At 66.6% G+C, this 21,709-nt stretch carries 15 protein-coding genes and 6 pseudogenes; 9 read left to right on the top strand and 12 right to left on the bottom strand.

Annotated features, from left to right (window positions below; all coding sequences use genetic code 11):
* Positions 1 to 34: 34 nt before the first annotated feature.
* On the bottom strand, positions 35 to 1,285 hold the full coding sequence (locus OHA98_RS39665; protein ID WP_266933023.1) for an MFS transporter: 1,251 nt from the start codon (positions 1,283 to 1,285) through the stop codon (positions 35 to 37).
* 267 nt (positions 1,286 to 1,552) lie between these two features.
* On the opposite strand from OHA98_RS39665, the pseudogene OHA98_RS43030 reads away from it, so the two are divergent.
* Positions 1,553 to 1,693, top strand: a pseudogene (locus OHA98_RS43030) (IS5/IS1182 family transposase); the annotation flags it as partial.
* 2,921 nt (positions 1,694 to 4,614) lie between these two features.
* On the opposite strand, the pseudogene OHA98_RS43025 reads toward OHA98_RS43030, so the two are convergent.
* Positions 4,615 to 4,755: pseudogene (locus OHA98_RS43025) on the bottom strand (IS5/IS1182 family transposase); the annotation flags it as partial.
* A gap of 267 nt (positions 4,756 to 5,022) precedes the next feature.
* On the opposite strand from OHA98_RS43025, the gene OHA98_RS39660 reads away from it, so the two are divergent.
* Positions 5,023 to 6,273, top strand: coding sequence for an MFS transporter (locus OHA98_RS39660; protein ID WP_266933023.1), 1,251 nt, complete (start codon positions 5,023 to 5,025; stop codon positions 6,271 to 6,273).
* A gap of 47 nt (positions 6,274 to 6,320) precedes the next feature.
* On the opposite strand, the pseudogene OHA98_RS39655 reads toward OHA98_RS39660, so the two are convergent.
* Positions 6,321 to 6,632, bottom strand: a pseudogene (locus OHA98_RS39655) (transposase); the annotation flags it as partial.
* Positions 6,633 to 6,945: 313 nt separating this feature from the next.
* Here OHA98_RS39655 and OHA98_RS39650 point away from each other — a divergent pair.
* From OHA98_RS39650 to OHA98_RS39635, 4 genes and pseudogenes are all read left to right on the top strand, one after another.
* Positions 6,946 to 7,428: a hypothetical protein gene (locus OHA98_RS39650; protein ID WP_266933022.1), complete on the top strand. Its 483-nt coding sequence runs from the start codon at positions 6,946 to 6,948 to the stop codon at positions 7,426 to 7,428.
* Between the two features lie 241 nt (positions 7,429 to 7,669).
* Positions 7,670 to 8,532: pseudogene (locus OHA98_RS39645) on the top strand (transposase); the annotation flags it as partial.
* Between the two features lie 77 nt (positions 8,533 to 8,609).
* Positions 8,610 to 9,125 carry a hypothetical protein gene (locus tag OHA98_RS39640; RefSeq protein ID WP_266933020.1) on the top strand — a complete coding sequence of 172 codons (516 nt, stop codon included), beginning with the start codon at positions 8,610 to 8,612 and terminating at the stop codon, positions 9,123 to 9,125.
* Complete coding sequence (locus OHA98_RS39635; RefSeq protein ID WP_323179715.1) at positions 9,122 to 10,294, top strand: MAB_1171c family putative transporter; 1,173 nt, start codon at positions 9,122 to 9,124, stop codon at positions 10,292 to 10,294. The genes OHA98_RS39640 and OHA98_RS39635 overlap by 4 nt, the downstream gene beginning before the upstream one ends.
* A gap of 215 nt (positions 10,295 to 10,509) precedes the next feature.
* Here the strand turns inward: OHA98_RS39635 and OHA98_RS39630 are convergent, their stop codons facing one another.
* Positions 10,510 to 11,325, bottom strand: coding sequence for an SDR family NAD(P)-dependent oxidoreductase (locus OHA98_RS39630; protein WP_266933017.1), 816 nt, complete (start codon positions 11,323 to 11,325; stop codon positions 10,510 to 10,512).
* A gap of 489 nt (positions 11,326 to 11,814) precedes the next feature.
* On the opposite strand from OHA98_RS39630, the gene OHA98_RS39625 reads away from it, so the two are divergent.
* The 3 genes and pseudogenes from OHA98_RS39625 to OHA98_RS39615 form a co-directional block, all read left to right on the top strand.
* Entirely contained in the window at positions 11,815 to 11,976 is a 162-nt protein-coding gene (locus OHA98_RS39625) for a DUF5946 family protein (RefSeq protein WP_266933015.1), read from the top strand.
* 195 nt (positions 11,977 to 12,171) lie between these two features.
* Complete coding sequence (locus OHA98_RS39620) at positions 12,172 to 12,450, top strand: hypothetical protein (protein ID WP_266933013.1); 279 nt, start codon at positions 12,172 to 12,174, stop codon at positions 12,448 to 12,450.
* A pseudogene (locus OHA98_RS39615) lies at positions 12,447 to 12,615 on the top strand (NAD(P)/FAD-dependent oxidoreductase); the annotation flags it as partial. The gene OHA98_RS39620 and the pseudogene OHA98_RS39615, both read left to right, overlap by 4 nt.
* A 54-nt stretch (positions 12,616 to 12,669) precedes the next feature.
* On the opposite strand, the gene OHA98_RS39610 reads toward OHA98_RS39615, so the two are convergent.
* The 8 genes and pseudogenes from OHA98_RS39610 to hppD all read right to left on the bottom strand — a co-directional run bounded on the left by OHA98_RS39610 (position 12,670) and on the right by hppD (position 21,314).
* Complete coding sequence (locus OHA98_RS39610; protein ID WP_266933011.1) at positions 12,670 to 13,836, bottom strand: peptidoglycan bridge formation glycyltransferase FemA/FemB family protein; 1,167 nt, start codon at positions 13,834 to 13,836, stop codon at positions 12,670 to 12,672.
* 110 nt (positions 13,837 to 13,946) lie between these two features.
* Positions 13,947 to 14,301, bottom strand: a pseudogene (locus tag OHA98_RS39605) (hypothetical protein); the annotation flags it as partial.
* A 35-nt stretch (positions 14,302 to 14,336) separates the two neighbouring features.
* Entirely contained in the window at positions 14,337 to 15,650 is a 1,314-nt protein-coding gene (locus tag OHA98_RS39600) for a cation:proton antiporter (RefSeq protein ID WP_266933009.1), read from the bottom strand.
* A gap of 212 nt (positions 15,651 to 15,862) precedes the next feature.
* The gene (gene dpgC / locus OHA98_RS39595) at positions 15,863 to 17,161 is read right to left on the bottom strand and encodes a (3,5-dihydroxyphenyl)acetyl-CoA 1,2-dioxygenase DpgC (protein WP_266933007.1); all 1,299 of its coding nucleotides are present in this window, start codon (positions 17,159 to 17,161) and stop codon (positions 15,863 to 15,865) included.
* A complete protein-coding gene (gene dpgB / locus OHA98_RS39590) occupies positions 17,158 to 17,826 on the bottom strand; it encodes an enoyl-CoA-hydratase DpgB (RefSeq protein ID WP_266933006.1) in 669 nt (222 codons plus the stop codon). Before dpgB ends, dpgC begins: the two co-directional genes overlap by 4 nt.
* A complete protein-coding gene (gene dpgA, locus OHA98_RS39585; protein WP_266933043.1) occupies positions 17,826 to 18,926 on the bottom strand; it encodes a 3,5-dihydroxyphenylacetyl-CoA synthase DpgA in 1,101 nt (366 codons plus the stop codon). The genes dpgB and dpgA overlap by 1 nt, the downstream gene beginning before the upstream one ends.
* Positions 18,927 to 19,158: 232 nt before the next feature.
* Positions 19,159 to 20,235, bottom strand: a complete 1,077-nt coding sequence (locus tag OHA98_RS39580) for an alpha-hydroxy acid oxidase (protein WP_266933004.1) — start codon at positions 20,233 to 20,235, stop codon at positions 19,159 to 19,161.
* A complete protein-coding gene (gene hppD, locus OHA98_RS39575) occupies positions 20,232 to 21,314 on the bottom strand; it encodes a 4-hydroxyphenylpyruvate dioxygenase (RefSeq protein WP_266933042.1) in 1,083 nt (360 codons plus the stop codon). The genes OHA98_RS39580 and hppD overlap by 4 nt, the downstream gene beginning before the upstream one ends.
* Between the last annotated feature and the right edge of the window lie 395 nt (positions 21,315 to 21,709).

Raw genomic sequence — 21,709 nt, 5'->3', positions numbered from 1 at the left:
GCGCTGCTCCAGAGAAATTACTCTGGCGCTTTGGTCACTTCCCGACGGTGTGCGCAGATGCCGTGGCATTGCGGCGGGCGGATGTCAGAGCCAGTAGGCAGCAGGCTGACAGGACGGCCAGGAGCGCCTGGTAGACGGCCACCGGCCATAGTGAGCCATGTCCTGCCGTGACCAGGGTTTGGGCCAGGACCGGAGCCGTACCCCCGAACACCACACCGGCCAGCTGTTGGGCCAAGGAGATCGCGGTGTAGCGAACCCGGACTGGGAAGGCATCGGTGAGCAGGGCGGCGATCACCGCGTAGACGATGGCGCTGGCGGACTCCAACGCGCACACCCCCAGCGTGATCTGGACCAGCGAACCACTGCCTAAAGAAAGGACAGTGAGGGGAACGGCGAGCAGGTACAGAGCCAGGCCAAGGGCGCAGATGCGTGCGGCCCCCAAGCGTTGGGCGGCTATCGCAGCCAGGGGTTGGACCAGGAACCGGGCGACCGCCGCGAGTAGCACCACGCTCAGCACCTTCTCCCGGGGAAAGCCGATGTGCGCGGTCGCCCAGGACAGCACGAAGGTGCCGGCTAGATACGTCCCGGCAACTGGGACGGCGCAGGCACCGACGCACACCGCAATCCTCGGGAAGTGGCGTTGCACGGCGTCGCGCACTGGGGCAGAGGCCACCTTGCCCTGCGCCGACAGTCGCTCGAACTCCGGGGATTCGGGCACCGCCAGTCGTATGGCCAGGCCGACGGCCATGAGGGGGATGGAGAGCAGGAAAGGCACCCGCCAGCCCCAGGTCAGGAACTCGCCGTCGCCCAGCTGCGAGAACGGAAGGTAGACGGCGCTGGTCAGGATGGAGGCCAGCGGTGTGCCCTGTTGCACCATGGCCGTCAGGATGACCCGACGCCCCTGTGGCGCGTGTTCGCCGGCCAGCAGTACCGCGCCGCCCCACTCGCCACCCACTGCGACTCCTTGAATGAGCCGCAGGACGCACAGCAGCACGGGAGCGATGACTCCCGCCTCCTCGTAACGAGGCAGTAGTCCGATGCCTGCGGTAGCTGCTCCCATCAGCCCAAGTGTCGTGAGCAGACTGCGTTTTCGTCCGAGCCGGTCCCCGAAGTGACCGAATAGAACAGCGCCGATCGGGCGCCCCAGAAAGCCAACCCAGAAGGTGGCGAACGATGCGAGCAGACCGGTGGATTGCTGCACGTCGGGAAAGAACAACTCTGGGAAGACCAGGCTGGATGCGGTGGAGTAGACGAAGAAGTCGTACCACTCGACCGTGGTTCCCATCAGGCCGGCGAGTCCTGCCTTGTAGGCAGGGGACAGCCGGGGGCGTCTAGTAGGTGCGCGCGAGGGCAGGCGCATCGTGCTCCAAGAGATCACTGCAGTGGGCGGACTATGAACTCGTAGCGAGATGTTGGTTGTTGGGCCTGGTTGGGCGTGACCGATGTGGTTGCTTCGGCTGTTCGTGGTGTGTGAGTACTCGGCCGTGGACCGTGGACGATGACTTGTGGGCACGCGTGAAGCTGCTGTTGCCGTCCTGGCCCGAGCGGTCGCGGCCCGGTGGGTGACCGGTATTGCCTGCAAGGCATCTGGTACGTCTTCTGCAGCGATGTCGCCTGGCAACTGCTGCCCTCGGAGCTGAGGTTCGGCTCCGGCCAGACCTGCTGGCGGCGCCTGACATCACCTGATCCGTGACGGCAAGGGCACGTCATTCCACGGCACCCCGAGTACGTCCTGGGCGACAAGGCATACGGCTCCAAGGCCGTACGCCACGCGTTGCGGCGCCGCAGGATCATGCCGGTGATCTCCCGCAAGGGATCCCGAACATCAAGGGCCTGGGCAAGCTTCGCTATGCCGTCGAGCAGACCTTTGCTCTGCTCCACCAGTTCAAACGCCTGCCCGTGCACTGGGAACGGCGAGTTGAGCTCCACGAATGACTCATCTCGTTGACCTGCGGCATCATCTGCTGGCGACGCCTCAAGAAGCACTGAGCATGACTCTGTTACGAGTTCATGGTGCTTCGCGTCATGGCCTGGTGTCTCCGTTCCCAGGGGACGTCCGCGCGGAGCTCCCACACCGCAAACGGGACCCGCGACATATGCGTACCCAGCCTCCCCACTGGTTGGCAAGAGCCATCATGTCGAGCAAGGTCATTCCGGCCAACCTTCGCTCCAGCGGTTGTCATGACACTTCGTCATCCGCTGTCCTGGTTGCACGACAGACGATGGCTGGGCTTGATCGGCTTTGACGGACATTCGAGATCTGGGGTTCAGCCCGGGATGAGTGAGGCCCCAATGGCGCTACAGGTCAGCCTTGCCGACCTGTAGGTCGGCAAGGCTGACCCCCCGCTCGTCGGACGCCACCACGCCACGCCACGCCCCGGACCCGGGGCGGCTTCGGCTGTGACGGACAAGCACCAGCAACAGTGGCTGGGCCGGCAGGTGGTTCGGTCCGGCCTGGCGGCCGTCCGGCTCCCGTACCTCCGCACGCTGGAATTTATGCCTTCCCATATCCGAGGTACCGTTCTGTGGCTGAGGTCTACAGCCTTTCCGGTTCGAAATGGACTGCTTTATTCGAACACTGAGTATTCATGAGAATCGGCCATGAATTGGGTGGTTGGGGGCGTGTCCTAGTTTCACCAACTGAACATGTGCATCTTTCTTTGCGCCCCCCGCCACCTCCTTCCCGTAGCCAGCCGCCCGCGCAGCGGGCTTCTGGCTCTGGAGGCGAAGCCGGAAGGGCCCGGTGGGGGAGCGGAGCGGACCCACTCCAGTCCACGAAGTGGACGTCATGCTCCGTGCTTCGCACGGAGTGCAGGCCCTGAACGGGCCCGCCTCGCGCAGCGAGGCCCGGCCGCAAAGCGGCCAGCCCTGAAGCGAAGCGCAAGGGCCACACCCGGCTTCGCCGGGTGTGCGGTGAGCGAAGCGAACCGCTGCGCTTGCACAGCGCGCAGCGCTGTGCAAGCAGCTCCTTTCCCCACAAAGTGGGGAAAGGAGCTGCGAAGCCGTGAGCGAAGCGAACGGCTTTCCCTGCACAGCGCGCAGCGCTGTGGGACCCGCTCCTTTCCCCACTTTGTGGGGAAAGGAGCAACGAAGCCGTGAGCGAAGCGAACGGCTTTCTTGCACAGCGCGCAGCGCTGTGGGACCCGCCCGCGCCGCGGCGGGTCCCACAGCGCTGCGCGCTGTGCAAGAGAAAGCCGTTCGCTTCGCTCACGGCTTCGCCGCTCCTTTCCCCACAAAGTGGGGAAAGGAGCGGGTCCCACAGCGCTGCGCGCTGTGCAAGGGAAAGCCGTTCGCTTCGCTCACGGCTTCGCAGCTCCTTTCCCCACTTTGTGGGGAAAGGAGCTGCTTGCACAGCGCTGCGCGCTGTGCAAGCGCAGCGGTTCGCTTCGCTCACCGCACACCCGGCGAAGCCGGGTGTGGCCCTTGCGCTTCGCTTCAGGGCTGGCCGCTTTGCGGCCGGGCCTCGCTGCGCGAGGCGGGCCCGTTCAGGGCCTGCACTCCGTGCGAAGCACGGAGCATGACGTCCACTTCGTGGACTGGAGTGGGTCCGCTCCGCTCCCCCACCGGGCCCTTCCGGCTTCGCCTCCAGAGCCAGAAGCCCGCTGCGCGGGCGGCTGGCTACGGGAAGGAGGTGGCGGGGGGCGCAAAGAAAGATGCACATGTTCAGTTGGTGAAACTAGGACACGCCCCCAACCACCCAATTCATGGCCGATTCTCATGAATACTCAGTGTTCGAATAAAGCAGTCCATTTCGAACCGGAAAGGCTGTAGACCTCAGCCACAGAACGGTACCTCGGATATGGGAAGGCATAAATTCCAGCGTGCGGAGGTACGGGAGCCGGACGGCCGCCAGGCCGGACCGAACCACCTGCCGGCCCAGCCACTGTTGCTGGTGCTTGTCCGTCACAGCCGAAGCCGCCCCGGGTCCGGGGCGTGGCGTGGCGTGGTGGCGTCCGACGAGCGGGGGGTCAGCCTTGCCGACCTACAGGTCGGCAAGGCTGACCTGTAGCGCCATTGGGGCCTCACTCATCCCGGGCTGAACCCCAGATCTCGAATGTCCGTCAAAGCCGATCAAGCCCAGCCATCGTCTGTCGTGCAACCAGGACAGCGGATGACGAAGTGTCATGACAACCGCTGGAGCGAAGGTTGGCCGGAATGACCTTGCTCGACATGATGGCTCTTGCCAACCAGTGGGGAGGCTGGGTACGCATATGTCGCGGGTCCCGTTTGCGGTGTGGGAGCTCCGCGCGGACGTCCCCTGGGAACGGAGACACCAGGCCATGACGCGAAGCACCATGAACTCGTAACAGAGTCATGCTCAGTGCTTCTTGAGGCGTCGCCAGCAGATGATGCCGCAGGTCAACGAGATGAGTCATTCGTGGAGCTCAACTCGCCGTTCCCAGTGCACGGGCAGGCGTTTGAACTGGTGGAGCAGAGCAAAGGTCTGCTCGACGGCATAGCGAAGCTTGCCCAGGCCCTTGATGTTCGGGATCCCTTGCGGGAGATCACCGGCATGATCCTGCGGCGCCGCAACGCGTGGCGTACGGCCTTGGAGCCGTATGCCTTGTCGCCCAGGACGTACTCGGGGTGCCGTGGAATGACGTGCCCTTGCCGTCACGGATCAGGTGATGTCAGGCGCCGCCAGCAGGTCTGGCCGGAGCCGAACCTCAGCTCCGAGGGCAGCAGTTGCCAGGCGACATCGCTGCAGAAGACGTACCAGATGCCTTGCAGGCAATACCGGTCACCCACCGGGCCGCGACCGCTCGGGCCAGGACGGCAACAGCAGCTTCACGCGTGCCCACAAGTCATCGTCCACGGTCCACGGCCGAGTACTCACACACCACGAACAGCCGAAGCAACCACATCGGTCACGCCCAACCAGGCCCAACAACCAACATCTCGCTACGAGTTCATAGTCCGCCCACTGCAGTGATCTCTTGGAGCACGATGCGCCTGCCCTCGCGCGCACCTACTAGACGCCCCCGGCTGTCCCCTGCCTACAAGGCAGGACTCGCCGGCCTGATGGGAACCACGGTCGAGTGGTACGACTTCTTCGTCTACTCCACCGCATCCAGCCTGGTCTTCCCAGAGTTGTTCTTTCCCGACGTGCAGCAATCCACCGGTCTGCTCGCATCGTTCGCCACCTTCTGGGTTGGCTTTCTGGGGCGCCCGATCGGCGCTGTTCTATTCGGTCACTTCGGGGACCGGCTCGGACGAAAACGCAGTCTGCTCACGACACTTGGGCTGATGGGAGCAGCTACCGCAGGCATCGGACTACTGCCTCGTTACGAGGAGGCGGGAGTCATCGCTCCCGTGCTGCTGTGCGTCCTGCGGCTCATTCAAGGAGTCGCAGTGGGTGGCGAGTGGGGCGGCGCGGTACTGCTGGCCGGCGAACACGCGCCACAGGGGCGTCGGGTCATCCTGACGGCCATGGTGCAACAGGGCACACCGCTGGCCTCCATCCTGACCAGCGCCGTCTACCTTCCGTTCTCGCAGCTGGGCGACGGCGAGTTCCTGACCTGGGGCTGGCGGGTGCCTTTCCTGCTCTCCATCCCCCTCATGGCCGTCGGCCTGGCCATACGACTGGCGGTGCCCGAATCCCCGGAGTTCGAGCGACTGTCGGCGCAGGGCAAGGTGGCCTCTGCCCCAGTGCGCGACGCCGTGCAACGCCACTTCCCGAGGATTGCGGTGTGCGTCGGTGCCTGCGCCGTCCCAGTTGCCGGGACGTATCTAGCCGGCACCTTCGTGCTGTCCTGGGCGACCGCGCACATCGGCTTTCCCCGGGAGAAGGTGCTGAGCGTGGTGCTACTCGCGGCGGTCGCCCGGTTCCTGGTCCAACCCCTGGCTGCGATAGCCGCCCAACGCTTGGGGGCCGCACGCATCTGCGCCCTTGGCCTGGCTCTGTACCTGCTCGCCGTTCCCCTCACTGTCCTTTCTTTAGGCAGTGGTTCGCTGGTCCAGATCACGCTGGGGGTGTGCGCGTTGGAGTCCGCCAGCGCCATCGTCTACGCGGTGATCGCCGCCCTGCTCACCGATGCCTTCCCAGTCCGGGTTCGCTACACCGCGATCTCCTTGGCCCAACAGCTGGCCGGTGTGGTGTTCGGGGGTACGGCTCCGGTCCTGGCCCAAACCCTGGTCACGGCAGGACATGGCTCACTATGGCCGGTGGCCGTCTACCAGGCGCTCCTGGCCGTCCTGTCAGCCTGCTGCCTACTGGCTCTGACATCCGCCCGCCGCAATGCCACGGCATCTGCGCACACCGTCGGGAAGTGACCAAAGCGCCAGAGTAATTTCTCTGGAGCAGCGCCTCATTACAACGGCTAACACAATGAGTTGATCTGTCGGCGGGTGATCAGGCAGCAGGCGAGCTTGAGGAAGGCTTCGTGGATGTCGGCTCGGCGTTCCCAGCGGATGCGGAGGCGTTTGAAGCCGTGGAGCCAGGCGAAGGTGCGTTCCACGACCCAGCGGTAGGTGCCCAGTCCGGTGCCGTGGCCGGCGATGGCCGGCACGATCCGGCGTTGGCGGACCTGGTCGCGGTAGATGTCGTGGTCGCATCCGCGGTCGGCGAAGAGCGAGTCGGGCTTGCGTCGTGGGTGACCGACCCCGCCTCTGACCGGCGGGATGGCGTCGATGCCCGTGTGGAGCACGAAGAGGATGCCGCACAGCACCTTCCGGTCAGGCAGCGGCTTCCGGCCCGGGAGCCGGAACCGACGCTCCTTGCGCGGCAGGAGCGCGGCTCGATCCGCTCCCACAGGTCATTCGACGCAATCCACGGCGAAGTCCCCATGCACCGCCAACGCCCAACTCCTGACGCGGACACGGCCACCAAGGCCCAGCCACCTCATTGTGTTAACCGTTGTTAGCCGGGCTAGACTCTCCCTCGTTTGGCAGACGCCGGGTTGGCTCCTGCCTTCGTTGGGAGACCTCGGCTAGGAAGGGCGAGAGATGCGCAGTAACGGATCGGCCCGCAGCGAGGAAGACCGTCCGCTGCTCCTGCAACTCGAGCAGCCCCTCAACAAGCTGATCGATGCGCTCTATTCCGACGAACGCACCCGTCCCGGTTACGCGCGGCTCGCCAAGGAGATCCGCGAGACGACCGGAGTCACCATCTCCGCTACCCATCTCTGGGAATTAGCCACCGAAAAGAAGCGCTACTTCACACTGGAACAGCTGGACACTCTCGCTCGGTTATTCGGTGTACCACTCGAATATTTCCACAACGACGAAGTGTCGGAACGGGTCAATGCCCAACTAACGCCGGCCACCGCACTGCGCGACACCAAGATCCGCAGTCTGGCGTTACGCGCCGAGAGGCTCTCGCCCGCCAGTCTGGACGCCCTGCTCACGATGGTCGACGAGGCTCGCAAACTGCAAAACCTCTCGGCGAAGAGTGACCCGAATTCTTCCGCAGCCGGATCCCATGGCTGAGGAAACGTTCCTGTTGGAACATCCAGATGGGCCGGGTCCGTTTTTCTGCCACTGGCGCTCCGGAGCGCACGCATCCCGGAAGCGGCCGACCTCCCCCATCGCCGTTTTCGTAGACCCGCAACGGGGTTACCGGCCTTCGGAGTTGGCATGAATACCGGCCTTTTTCGCAGGCCGGGAGGCTCTTCGTAATGTGGATGTGGCGATCAGTGCCGTGGCAGGACCGGGTGAACAGCACCGAAGGATGCCCGACGTGATCGATGCCAGCAGCATCGACGTCGACCTCGGCCTGGACGTCGGCAAGGGCGAACACCACGCCACCGCACTCACCCCCACCGGCAAGAAGCCCCTCCACAAGCGCCCGCCCGACAGCGAACCCGAACTCCGCGAAGTCTTCGTCAAACTGCAGGCCGAACACGGCACCGTCCTGGTCATCATCGACCAGGTCGCCTCCATCGGAGCCCTGCCACCGACCATCGCCCGCGACCTTGACCGGCATGTCGCCCATCTGCCCGGCCTGACGATGCGGCGGATCGCCGACCTCCATCCCGGCGAGGCCGAGACCGACGCGAAAGACGCGTCGATCAGCGACATCTTCACCGCGCTCGACGAACAGACCGTCGTCGTTCCCGGCACGGACTCGGCCGCATTGATCGTCTCCGGCCTCATCGGCTCACTCCAGGCGGTACTTGACCAGCGCACACTCCTGGCCCACCGGATCCAGGAACTGCTGAAGGCCCCCTCTTTCGAAGGTCCCGATGTCCATGCCCGACATCGGCATCAGGGCAGGAGCCCGCATCCTCATCGACGCCGGATACGGCACCGCGTTCCCGTCCGCGGCCCATCTCGCCGCCTACGCGGGCCTCGCCCGCACAACCCGCAGCTCCGGGTCGTCAATTCGGGGCGAACAGCCCTCCAGGAGAGGAAACAAGCAGCTCAAACGCGCCTTCTCCCTCTCCGCATTCATCACCCTGGCAAGACCCGGCCTCCCGCACCTACTACGACAAGGAGATCGCCCAGGGAAAGCACCACACCCAAGCCCTCCTCTGCCTCGCCCGACGCCGAGCAGACGTCCTCTTCGCCGTGCTCCGCCACGGAACCTTCTACCGACAACAAACCACCAACCCCCACTCACCCCTTGACCAAGGTCATAGGGAACCCCCACGCAGGCTATTGGGAGAACCATGCCGAATGAATACGCTCAATTGCACCAGCGTTGCCAGTCGGTCCTAGAGCAACTCAATGTGCCACACCCCTTCACCATCGATGCTCTGTGCCAGGAGCTGTCCGTCCAGCGGGGACGGCCGTTACATCTGCATCCGCTGCCTCAAGAGGCTGTCAGAAACAATATCTGCGGTATGTGGCTCGCCACCGAGACCGACGACCACATCTTCTGCGAGCAGCGCACCAGCCGAGTGCACAGAGAACACATCCTGCTGCATGAGATCGGGCACATGCTGTTTGACCACCGCGGCATAGACTTCGGCTACGGCGAGGCGTCTCAAGCGCTTCTGCCCAATCTAAGCCCGCAGTTGGTGCAACGGCTACTCGGCCGCACCAACTACACCAGCCGTCAGGAACGGGAGGCGGAGATGCTCGCCAGCCTGCTGCGCATCCGAGCTTCGCAGTCCGCCACCAAAGCTCCGCACGGCGTGCTGGGCCGGCTGGAGGTCGCGCTGGGGCGCGCGCGCCGCGGATGAGCGCTGGACCCTCCGCTGTGCTGAGCTGGTTCAACTACTTCTGCGTGAGTTGCCTCTGGCTGGCTCTGGCACTACGTGGCTCTACCGCTCTACGGACCCCTGAGCAGCGCGGGCTGTGGTTGGCCGTGGCCACCGCTACGGTTGCCATCACTCTCACGCTCCCCGCCGCGACCCAACTCGCACTCCAGGCCACTGTAGAGGGACATTCCATTGTCCTGGCGCGGAACCTGATCGGAGTGCTTTCGTCGGGGGCAGTGCTGTACTTCGTCTCAGCCACCGTCGGCGGCCGATCACTTCTGCGCGTGTGCTCTGTGACGATCCTGGCCATGGTGTCCCTGCTCATCACGGATGCCTTGGCTCCACCGCACCAGGGACACACCGCCACGGGTCACGGTGCACCGGACCCTTCCACCGCCTATTGGCTCATCCTGGTCATGGTCCATCTGATCGCGGACTTCTCCTGTACCTCCCTGTGCCGCCAGTACAGCAGGCGCACGTCGGACCCCGTCCTGAAAGCAAGCTTAGGGATGTTCGGAATCGGCACAGCGCTCTCTTTCCTGTACTGGCTCTGCCAGCTCATCAGCCTGCTGTTCCACTCCGAACGGCTGATGCCATACCTCCCGTATGTCATGGGCTTTCACGGGCTGTTACGGGCGATCGCTCTATTGGCACCCACACTGTGGGCTGTGCGGGGCGCCGTCACGGAGATCTGCACCATCTGGCGCCTGTGGCCGCTGTGGCACGACTTGGTACAGGCCACGCCAGACGTCGCGTTCCTCAAACCTCGCCACCGCCTGCTCGAGATCATGTGGCCGCAGGCAACTTGGCAGCTGCTGGCCTACCGCAAGATCATCGAGACTCGCGATGCCATCCTCGTCCTCAACGACTATGTGGCCGAAGGTGCGTGGGCTCGCGCGCGCCGGCATGTCGCGCGTATGGATGTCGCTCACTCCAAAGTCGATGCGACGGTACTCGCGTGCGTGATGGCGGGGGCACGCAACGCCAAGCTCGCAGACATGCCCCAAGAGCAGTCCGCCGACAGTCTCGTCAACTTCGACAAAGGCGACCTCGACAGCGAGAAGTCCTTCCTCCTCGACATGGCGCGAGCTTACGTCTCGCCTCCCACCCGGAAGTTCGTGATCCATGCGGATACGTCCACCAGGAAGTAGGAACTCGTCACGAGATCTTGGTTGTTGGACGTGATCGATGTGGGTGTTTCGGCCGTTCGTGGGGCACGCGTCAAGCCGCTGTTGCCACCCTGGACCGAGCGGTAGAGCCGGCTCTGCCACGGGCGCGTCAGGCCTCTTGCTGGGGCCCTGACCCTGCCATGGATCCTGAGTCACCTCGAGCCGGGCCCCTGGGGAAGCGGCCTGGCCCCAGTCCGTTACGGGCGCGGGGGACGCGCCTCGATTCGGTAGTCGAAGGCGGCACCGCCGACGCCGACCGCGGTCGCCCCGCCATCGACCGTGAGGACGGAGCCGTTGACGTAGGACGCGGCGGGTGACAGCAGCCAGTCGATCGCCGCGGCGACCTCCGCCGGATCGCCCGGCCGACGGGCGGGAGTCAGCCGGCTCGCCTCCGCATAAGCCTCCTCGACACCGCCCGCCAGCTCCTCCTCCGCCGCGAACCGCGCCATCCGGCCATCGGCCATCTCCGTACGCACCCAGCCCGGACACACCGCGTTGGCCCGCAGCCCCTGCGGCCCGTAGTCGACGGCGAGGGAGCGGCACATGTGGAGCAAGGCCGCCTTGGACGTCGCATAGGCGGCGTTGCCAACGCTGTTACGAAGCGCGGCAACCGAGGCGACCGCTACCACCGCACCGCGGGTCTTCAGCAGGTGCGGCAGCGCGGCACGCAGCAACAGGAACGGGCCAGTGAGGTTGGTCCGTATCAGCTCTTCCCAATCCTCGACCTCGGTGTCGCCGACCGCGCCGCCCCGCCCGATTCCGGCGTTGAGTACGACACCGTCGAGTCTCCCGTAGGCCTTCACCGTCGTCTCGACGAGTTCGCAGACGGCCTCGGGATCCGCGACGTCTGCAGGGTGGGCCAGCGCTCCGGTCTCGGCAGCGACCTGGTGCAACAGCTGCGGTCTCCTGCCGGCGATCACGACATGGTGTCCGTCGGCCCGTAACAACCGTGCCGTCGCAGCACCGATGCCCGTCCCCCCTCCAGTCACGAGAAAAACTCGCTCACCGGTCATGAACGTTTGAACTCCTCACCTCTTGAAAGCGTGCAGTTCGATCATATGCAGCACTGTCGAATCCGGATGGCCCCGCTCTTGTTCGCACATGTCAATGGCTGGTTGTGTCGCTGACGATGATCAATCGTGGCTGAATAGCGGCCTCGCAATTCCCCAGGCTGCAGTTCTGCTGAGCGTTCAGACGCTATTGGCCTTCCCGCTGTCACCGCCTCCTCTGTGGAAATGAGTGGGCGGTGCTGGCGGAGTCGGAAAACTCCCCTCATCTGGGTCCAGGCACCGGACGATGCCGTGCGCAAGCCGAAGCCGCCGGTCCGAACCGAGCCGAGCCGAGCCGAGCCGTAGGAGCGTTCCTCGGTGTGGTCGCCATCACGAAGGCCGAACGTCGGCTCCCTGACGGAAATGAGCGTGAGGAATTCTGGCGCAGCCAGGGGGATATCGACGCGACCGATTCGGAAGCCGAGCTACTGAGCTGCTGAGCTTGAATGTGTAATGTCGGTGCCAGCACTGCCGCAACGGGACGCGCCGCCGCCCCGTTTCTCAGTGACGATCGAAGATGTCGCTGTCGACGGGACGTTCCCCGCCGAAGAGTTCACGGAACGCGTCAGGGCCTGGGCCGCCGCCGCGGTCGACGCGTGGAGCCGCAGAACGTGACCGGCCATGGGCCCGTCGAGGAGTGAGCCCACAGACTGATGCCGCTGTCGGGTACGGGGCTCCGCCGTCGCGCGTGTCGTGCTGTATGGCGTCGGCTTCCAGCACCGTGTCTGTACGGCGACCGGTGTAACTCCCGAGCTGAACGCGACAGTTGATGGCTGACGTGATGAGTGATGCCGAGGCCGGGAGACCGCCGTGGATGCCGTCGATGACGGTCCGGTTATCGAGCTGGTGGCCCGGGCCGAGGCCGGCGGAGTGAAGCTGACCGGCGACGGTGGCCTGCTGACGGAGCTGACGCGCAAGGTGCTGGACCATACGCTGGAAGGCCGCGCTCAACGCCTTCGACGGCCGGCTCACCTCCGGACGCCGACAGCAATCAATCAACCGAGTTCCACCGCTCGCCTCCACGACGCCGTACGCGAGTCGGCCACGATGTGCCCCGGGGCAGCGATCCGGCTCGGGGAGTCGTCGTGACTGCCGCACCCGATCGAGGCGTGATCGTCGGTGCCTCGGAGGCCGGACTGACTGCCGCCGAGACCCTGCGCCGGTCGGGCCACACCGGCACCCTCACACTCATCGGCGACGAGCCAGGGCCCCTTACGACCGACCCCGCTGTCGAAGGAGATCCTCTCCGGCGCCTGAGCCCCTGACCGGCTACCCCCTGCGCACCCGACGCTTAGCCGGCTGTGCGGTTCAGCGTCCGCGCCGCCTCATATAGAGGCCGAAGGCCCGGTAAACCATCGGCCGCAGCGGCAGGTCCCACTCGCCGACGTACCGCATCGCCTGGCCGCCGGTGCCGACTTTGAACTGGACAAGGCCGACGTGCGGGTCGTCGGCGTCGAGGGTGGGGGTGATGCCGCGCAGGTCGTAGACGTCGCATCCGGCCGCGAGCGAGTCGCGGATCATCGCCCACTGGCAGGCGTTGGAACCACGCACGTCGCGCTTCGCGGTGGAGGAGGCGCCATAGGCGTACACAGCGTGGGCGCCGACGCGGACCAGGACAGTGGCGGCGGCCAAGTCGCCCTGGTGGCGGGCCATATAGAGCTTGATCCGCTCGGGGTCCTCGGCACTCAGCGCCGCGAACATGGTCTCGAAGTATCGCAGCGGCCGGGGTGTGAAGTGGTCGCGCTCGGCGGTGTGGACGTAGAGGTCGTGAAACGCCTTGAGGTCTTCCGCGCCCCTGTCGCTGACCGTGACCTCGACGCCCTCCTTGGCCGCCTTCTTGATGTTGCGGCGCCACTGCTGGTTCATGCCCTTGAGCAGCTCGTCCTCGGTCCTGCCTGCCATCGGGATCTCGTACTTGAACTGTGGATGCCCGACCCCGAACCCGTCCTCCGGGCTCTGCGACAGCCAGCCGGCCTCCCGGAGCTTGCTGCCCACGCGGGCACCGACCGGGTCGGACCAGTGGCCGGAGATGTCGGTGAGCCGCTTGCAGCCCGGGTCGGCGATGCCCTCCTTGACCTGGGCGGCGCTCCAGGCGTCTGTGCGCACCGGCGGGCCGAGCCGGATCGCGAACGCGCCCTGGGCCTTGAGATGGGTCGCCAGCGGATCGAGCCAGGCACCGATCTCGCCACTCCAGTCGATGACCGGGCCCTCGGGCAGATACGCCAGCGTGTAGCGGTCGAGCCGCGGCACCGGGCGGTGCAGTACGAGCCCGGCACCAACCAGGCGCCGACCCAGGAACCAGCCGAGGGACTCGCTGCGCCACTCGGTCTTGACGCGGCCCCACGCCGGGGTCTGCAGAAAGCTGACCGACCGCTGGGCCTGCACGAACGCCACATGCTCGGCGTCGCTGATCGGCCTGACGACCGGATTCCCGGCTGCAGTCCGCATGAGTTCGCTGGAGGGGTTGATGGACATGCCGCCAGTCAATGTAGTGGTGTGTTGCCCGGGCGTATGCGTTTCTCGATATGCCGACGATATGTCACCGCCCGGCGGCTACCCATCTGATTCTGGCCACCACCGGCCGGCGGCTCCACGCCGCGGACCAGGGTTTGGTCGATCCGCGCCACCTCGCCGGCCGGCTGAAGCCGAACCCGTCCCCGGCCACGTCCAGGACCGGGCGCAGCCGCGAGGTGAGGCCGTCGACCCGGTCATCCACGGTGCCGTTGAAGCCACCGAGCACCGGCACCCGCTCGCTGCGCCCGGCGGCGACGGCCTTGGCGAGCTTCGTCGCACCGGCGTCCCGCGAGTCCGTCCGGAAGTCGCCCCTGCGTATCCCCCTCACGGACCCGGATGCGCCACGTACACCGCCGGCAGCCCCTTCTCGGTGGCCACCGTGGTGCGCAGTGCACGAGGTGGGTCCACCGGGATGTCCTCGGCCCGACCACGGGTCTGGGCCTCCGGCGGGTGCTTGCAGATCAGTGCATGTCGGTCGTCGCGAGGGGGCGTGGTGCCGGCGCCGGAGTGGGCACTCCGCTGCCGAGTTGCATCTCCAGGTGTTCCGGGAGCGCCCGGCGGTACAGCGGCAGGGCCGTGGCGCTCGTGACAACGGCGACCACGACGAGAACGGAGAAGACCGGCTTGGTGATCAGACCCTGCGCCAAGCCGATGTTGATGAAGATGAGGATCATCATGCCGCGGGCGTTCATCAGTCCTCCCACAGCGAAGGCCTCGCGCCAACTGAAGCGAAGTGTCTTCATGGCCAGGGCGCTGCCGAAGTACTTGCCCGCGAATCCCGCCAGGAGCGCGGCGACGCCGAACAGCAGGGTGTCGGCCGAGATGCCCTGCAGGTCGGTGGTGAGGCCGGACAGGGCGAAGAAGATGGGCAGCAGTAGCGTGGAGACGGTGTCCATCATCCGGCTGTGCAGCGCTTGGCGGAACTGCGGGTCACGGGGCATGGCCAGGCCGGCGATGAAGCCGCCGAAGACCGCGTAGATCCCGATCAGGTCGGTGAGGTATCCGCAGACGATCGGGACGATGACGACGACGTACATCACGCCGGGGCTCAGCGTGCCCTGCCGGCCGACGTGCCGCGCCAGCGGCCGCAGCAGTCGGGACACTCCGAGCAGCATCACGGCGGTGAACAGGATGCTGTAACCGATCATGGGCAGAGCGCCCGCGGCCCCGGAACCGGTGTGCACGGCCGTCAGCACGGCCAGGAAGCACCAGGCCCCCGCGTCGTCGATCGACGCGGCAACCAGGGACAGCCGCCCCAGGCGGGAGTTCTGCAGACCCCGCTCGTACAGCATGCGGGCCAGCATGGGGAGCGCTGTGAGGGACAGCGCACCGCCTACGAAGAGGGCGAACTCCCACCGGCCGACATCCCCGCGCGCGACGTCGTCCCACATCAGCAGGCCGACGAGACCGCCGAGGACGAGGGAGGGCAGGAACCCCGAGGCGGCAAGGACCGCCGGGTGGTGCTTGCGACCGGACTCCTGGCGGCCGTGGTCGAGACCGGCGCCGACGAGGAACATGTAGAGCGTCAGCCCGATGGTGCTCAGGACGTACAGCACCGACCGCGCCTCCGCCGGGAAGACATCCGCCTGAAGACCGGGCGCCAGCCAGCCGAACAGGGTCGGGCCCAGCAGGATGCCGGCCAAGATCTCGCCGAGCACCCGCGGCTGTCCGAGCATGGCCGCGAGCCTGCCGAACACGGCCGCCGCCAGCAGGATGACCGCCAGCGCGGGAAGCACGTCGAGCGCCAGTTCAAGGTTGCGATCGCTCGCGGCCAAAGACGTATGGTCCTGCATGGGAAATGAGCTCTCCTTGAGTCGGGGGCCAAAGGCTGTCGTCAGTGACGGATCAGACAGGGATCAGACAGGGATCAGTCGGCGTTCGCGCCCTGGCCGCACGCCACATCAGGTCGAGGGCGGCTGTGCGCGGAGTGGACGGCTGCTGCATGTGCGGCAGGGAGCGGATGCCCCACAGTTGGGCCGGATGCGGTTCATGTCCGCCTCGCGGCGAACCGGCCCACCTTGTCGATGACGTCGGCGCCGTACAGTCGCAGCGCTTGCTGGAGCGCGAACTCCGCCATGTAGCGGCGGAACTCCTCGGGCGGCTCTTCGGACAGATTCAGCATCCGACGGTTGGCGAGCACCGCTTCCCCGCCCAGCCGTTCCAAGGCCCGTTCGATCGCAGCGTCCAGGTCGGCAGGTTCGGCGACCTCGTCGACGATCAGACGGGCGTCCGGCTCGCTCGCCCACAGCCGTCGGCCGCCGAGGATCACCTGCCGGGCAACGCGCGGGCCGACCGACCGGGTGAGGCGGAAGTTCGCGACACCCGGGATGATGCCCTCCTTGGCGGCGGGCAGGCTGAGGAAGGCGTCGGACGCGGCCAGCACATGGTCGAAGACGAGCAGCAACTGGGTGCCGCCGCCGATCGCGAACGCGTCGACGGCTGCCGCCCACGGCTTGGCAGCATACGGCGGCCGCCAGTCACCGTCGTCCGAGCGGAGCCCGCGAACGATCTTGTTGATGTAGCCGAGCTCACGGCGGAGCAGGAACCCGACGAGCGGGATGTCGCCCGACGACAGGTACTTGAGGTTGATTCCGGCACTGAACACGCGCCTGCCCCGGTAGCGCGGATGACTCATCTCGCCGCCGCGCACGAACCCGACCTTGACGTCCTCGTCCAGCAGGGTCAGGTCGACCGCGGTCTCCATGTCCTCGACCTGTTGCTCGTCCTCGGCGTTGAGGCGGTCGCCGCGGCACATCGTCAGATGAGCCACGCCGTCGCGCCGCTCCAGCCGAACGGACTCGGTCTCCAGGAGGCCGGTCCGCCGAAACTCCGGGAGCAGTGCGAGCGCCCGCGCGGTCGGTCGGAGCATCGCGTCGACCAACTGCGGGCCCGTGACGGGCGAGCCGAGCACCGCCCGCAGGAAGATGCCCTGGTCGATCTCTCGGCCTTCCTTGTCCGCCTGGACCCGCGACCGCTCGTCCGCGAGCTGTGCCTCCGTCGGGACCAGGCCGGGGAAGACCTCGGCGGCCTCCGTGACCAGGGCTTCGATCCGCAGGCTCCGGCCGCCGGTGAGCCGGGCGTACACCTCCTCGACGTGGTCGGCCAGGAACCGCTCGCGCAATCGGCGCACCTCGTCCTGGGCGGCGGCGGCCTCGGCCCGCTGGCCGGGGGTCCGTCGAGTGGGCTCGGGCAGGACGGCGAGCAGGTCGTCGACCCGCTCGGCCGCCTTGTGCAGCGCCTCCCCGGCGGCGGCGAGACCGCTCGGAAGTCTGCTCGCGATCGTCATGCGGACGGTCCCGTTCGGCGCAGGGTGCGGTCGCAGGCAGCGAGGTGCCTGCCGAGCGCGTCCTCGAAGGTCGTCGAGCCGGCTTCGAGAATCAGCTGCCTGCGGATCGCCAACTCCGTGCCGTCCACGGCACCGGCCGCCTCGGCCAGGCAGGCCAGTGACGTCGCCGGGTCCTCGGTCACCTCGTCGACCAGGTTGAGCGCGAGCGCACGGTCCGCCTCGATCGGGACCCCGAGCAGCACGGCCCGCCGGATGCCTGCCGTACCGGCCTGATGGGTGAGCCGGTGCACGGTCATCCCCGGCCAGGTGGCACCGCCTGCCCAGGAGGGCAGCAACCGGGTGCCAGGAGCGACGATCCGGACGTCGGCGGCGAGGAGGACGTCCAGCGCCGTTCCGGCGCAGTCGCCCGACGCCACCACGACCGTGAGCCGGCCGAGCCGTTCGAACCGGCGCACCACCCGTTCCCATTTGGAGACCACGCCGACTGTCAGCTCCGTCCACCAGCCGACTGGTGGGACACCCGTGACGTGGACGGTGACCGGGCCGGATTCCCGATGGTCCTCGGCGCGGTCGCAGAGGTCGTCCATCTCCTCGACCGACGCGGCCGACAGCGGCCGAGTGCCGTCCAGGTGCAGCATCAGTTCGCCATCCGTTTCCCCACGCATCACCACTGGATCAACACCATTTCGATCGAGGAGCCGGGCCCCATGGTCATCAGCACTCCGTAGTCGCCAGGCCGAGCGACGTCCTCTTCGACGAGTCGCTCGTAGGAGAAGAGGAAGGAGCCGCTGGAGAGATTTCCGTAATCGCGGAGCACGCCGGTGGTATGCCGGACGTCATGCCGGCTCAGGCCGAGATTGACCACGACGGCGTCGATCACCTTCTTGCCGCCGGAGTGCACCAGCCAATGGCTGATGTCGCTGCGGCGCAGCCCCGTACCGGACAGCAGCCTGTCGACGACGATCTCAGCGTGTGCACCGACCACGTAGGGAATCTGCGGATCGAGGAAGAAGCTGAACCGGTCCTGGTCCCGGTCCCATTCGTAGCGCATCGCCTCGATCGCGTCGGTGATGATGTAGCTCGCGGACTTCAGCACGCGTGGACCGGGCACCCGCCCATCACCGGAGACGACGGCGAGGGCGGCGGATCCGTCGCCGAACAGGCTGTTGACGACCGCGGTCCGCATCGTGCCGTCCAGAGCGTACGCAGCGGAGCATGCCTCGCTGCACAGGACGACGCCGAGCTCACCCGGGTGCGCCGCGGACCAGCCCGCGACCATGTTGAGCGCGTTCAGACCCGCGTTGCATCCCATGCCCACAATGTCCGAACGGCTGCAATGCGGGTCTATGCCGAGTTCACGGATGATCAATGCGCTCAGGCCGGGAGTCAGGTAGCCGGTCGAGGTGACGCAGCACAGGTGACGCAGGTCCGAAAGTGCCGCTCCCGCCGACTTCAGGCAGGCCTCTAGCGCCCGGCACCCCATGTCAACGGCGATCTTCTTGTGTTTGTCCAGGAGATCACCCTGGGGTTCCACTACACGCACTCCACCGGGGCCCTCCTGCGGAAGCGTGAGAAAGCGCCGGTCAATCGCGCTGTTCAGGAAGACCGATCGGACCCTGGGATCCTCGATGTCGAGGATTTCGAGCAGCTCGGATTGAGAGTAGGACGTGTCGGACACCGCGGTCCCGACACCCGCGAACCTGGTGATCTCGGTGAGTCCGGTGAGGACGGAAGGGTCCACAGCCGGCGCGATAGTGGTAGTCATCGGTACATCCAGCCCCAAGTCCTGAGCTTGCTACGGAACACCGGCCTTATCTGTGACGCGGTCATCGATCTCACCTTTCGCGGGTATGAACGGACACCATGAACGCAGCTTGACCGCCTCGTGACAGCGGGGGCGGACCTTCCCGGGGCATCACATGCCGAACGCCGGCAGCACCACCTTTCGCCGTCGTGGCCGGAGGGCGCTGTCGCCGCCGGACCCCTCCCGCGGAGCATCAGCCATACCGGAGCTCCCTCGTGCTCAGCCGACCGGCCGCGTGCACCGACTCGCAGCCCGCCAGGCCCATCGCGTCCCGGAGTTCGACGGCGAGCAGTTCGAGCACCTCTTGAGCGCCGTCCTGGCCCGCCGTGGCCAGCCCCCACATCACGGGCCGTCCGACCAGCACGGCAGACGCGCCAAGCGCGATCGCCTTGAGGATGTCTCCGCCACTCCGGATTCCCCCGTCCAGCAGCACCTGACAGCCGTCGGCGACCGCTGCGGCGATCTCGCCCAGCACCTCGATTCCGGGCACGGCACCGTCCAGCTGACGGCCTCCGTGGTTGGACACCACGATGCCGCTGACACCGGTCTCGACGGCACGGCGGGCGTCCTCGACAGCGAGAATCCCTTTGAGCACCACCGGCAGGTTCGTACGCGCGCACACCGCCGCCACGGAGTCCCAGTTGGCGGGGGCGAACTCGCGCGCGGTGTGGTCGGCCACGGCCGAAACCCCTCGGGTACGGCGGTGCGCGGCCGCGGATGCTTCGAAGTTGGCAGGCGTCACCCACTCCGGCAGCGCGAAGCCGTTGCGCATGTCACGCAACCGCCGCCCCATCCACGGCACATCGACGGTGAACACGATCGCCTCGCAGCCGGAGTCCTCCGCCCTGCGCACCAACTCCAGAGATCGTTTCTGGTCACGCAGCCAGTACAGCTGGAACCACGGCCGGCCACCGACGGCCGCGATCTCCTCCAGCGGAAGGCTGCTCATGGTGCAGATGGTGTACGGCACGCCGGCGTCCCGAGCCGCGCGAGCCGCCGCGAGCTCGCCCTCGGGATGGAACAACCGCTGGTACGCGATCGGCGCGACCGCCATCGGCAATGCGGCGTGGTGGCCGAGGACTTCGGCCCCTGTGCTGCTGTCGGTCAGGTCACGCAGCATCCGGGGCACCACGAAGATCCGCTCGAGCGCGGTGCGGTTGGCCGCCAGAGATGCCTCGGTGCCGCTGCCCCCTGCGAGAAAGTCCCAGATCTGGCCGGGCAGGGCTTCTCGGGCGGCACGTTCGAACTCTGCCAGGCGAAGGTACGTCATCGTCGGATGGCGCCAGGCTGGCTCTGCCCGGTCCGTTCCAGCTCCACGGCCTCGTACAGGGCCTTGATGTTGGAGCTGCCGAAGGTCTGCGCCCCCTGCCTCTCGATGATCTCGAAGAAGATCGTCCGCCGAGGATGAGTGGAGGCGGTAAAGATCTGGAACATCTGGCCGGCGTGATCCTCGTCGGCGAGCACGTTCGTCGCCCGCAGATCATCCAGCTTGTGCGTCTCCAGCGCGATCCGTTCACCGAGCATGTCGTAGTAGGCCGCCGGCGTCTTCAGGAACTCCACCCCGCTCCGGGACAGCGCCTGGACCGAGCGGACCGCGTCGTCGCTGGTGAATGCGATGTGCTGGACGCCGGCCCCGTGGTGCTCCTTGAGGAAGTCGTCGATCTGGCCCGGGTCAGCACTCCCATCGGGCTCGATCAGCGTGAGGGTGACCGCTCCCGACGCACTCTGCACGACGATGGAGTTCATCGCCTGGGCACCGACCACGATGTGCTCCTCGAAAATCTGCCGGAACCCCAGTGCCCGCTCGTAGAACTGCACCGTGGGGCCGAGGTCACCCCCGCTCAGGCAGACCGCGAAGTGATCGATCTCGAGCAGGTCCGCGTCTCCCCCGCGATGGCCGCTCGCCTCCGGCGGGGCGGTGGTTTCGTCACTCTGGACCAGGGTGTGCACCACATCGCCGAAACCGACGACGGCTGCCGTGACGCCCGGTCCGTACGGCTCCGATTCGTTGCGCCGCGCCGGCTCTCGGACAGCGACCGCCCCGCCCCGCACGGCAGCCTCGAAAGCGGCGGCCGCGTCCGGCGTACGCAGCGCGATATCGGCCACACCGTCTCCATGGGTCTGGAGGTAGGCCGTCGCCGGATGACGATCCGACGTCGGCTCGGTGAGGACCAGCTTTATCGGCCCCTGAGACAGCGTGACGCTCCGGTGGTCGGCCGAGCGGCTCGTACCGGCGACGGCGAAAGCGTACTTGTCCACCCAGCCGAAAGCGGCCTCCTCAAGATTCCCGACATACATTTCCACATACTCGATCTCAAAATCCTGAACAGCGCTCAAGACTTCCTCCATCAAAGGAATAGATGCCTATTCACAGCATGACTGCAAGTCAATTTCGCATCAACGGTGTCAGCTTGACGTCTCCCGGGCACCGGCGTCATGGATACCGGTTGGACAAACGCCGTTCGTGCCCCCGAATACCAAGCACTACTGCTGATCGATATCCGTGAAATTGCGGCAGTGGGCTGAGGCGACGGCGGCTGACCTGAGTTGGCCGTGGGCATGGTCGTGGGAACGTCGCCGTGGACGGTGTCGGATGAACTGTGGCAGCGGATCGAGCCATTCGCCGCGCCCGCCAGGGATGACGGGACAGCCCTTCTCGGCATCGACGAGCAGGTCGCCAAGGCCGAGAAGGCGGGCCTACGCCTGCGCGAGCACTTCGCACGGAACGATCCGGCGAATCGGCT

Source organism: Streptomyces sp. NBC_00654, from assembly GCF_026341775.1.
Classification (GTDB): Bacteria; Actinomycetota; Actinomycetes; order Streptomycetales; family Streptomycetaceae; genus Streptomyces.
Note: the sequence above shows the minus strand (reverse complement) of the source record. Positions and strands in the feature narration are given on the sequence as shown.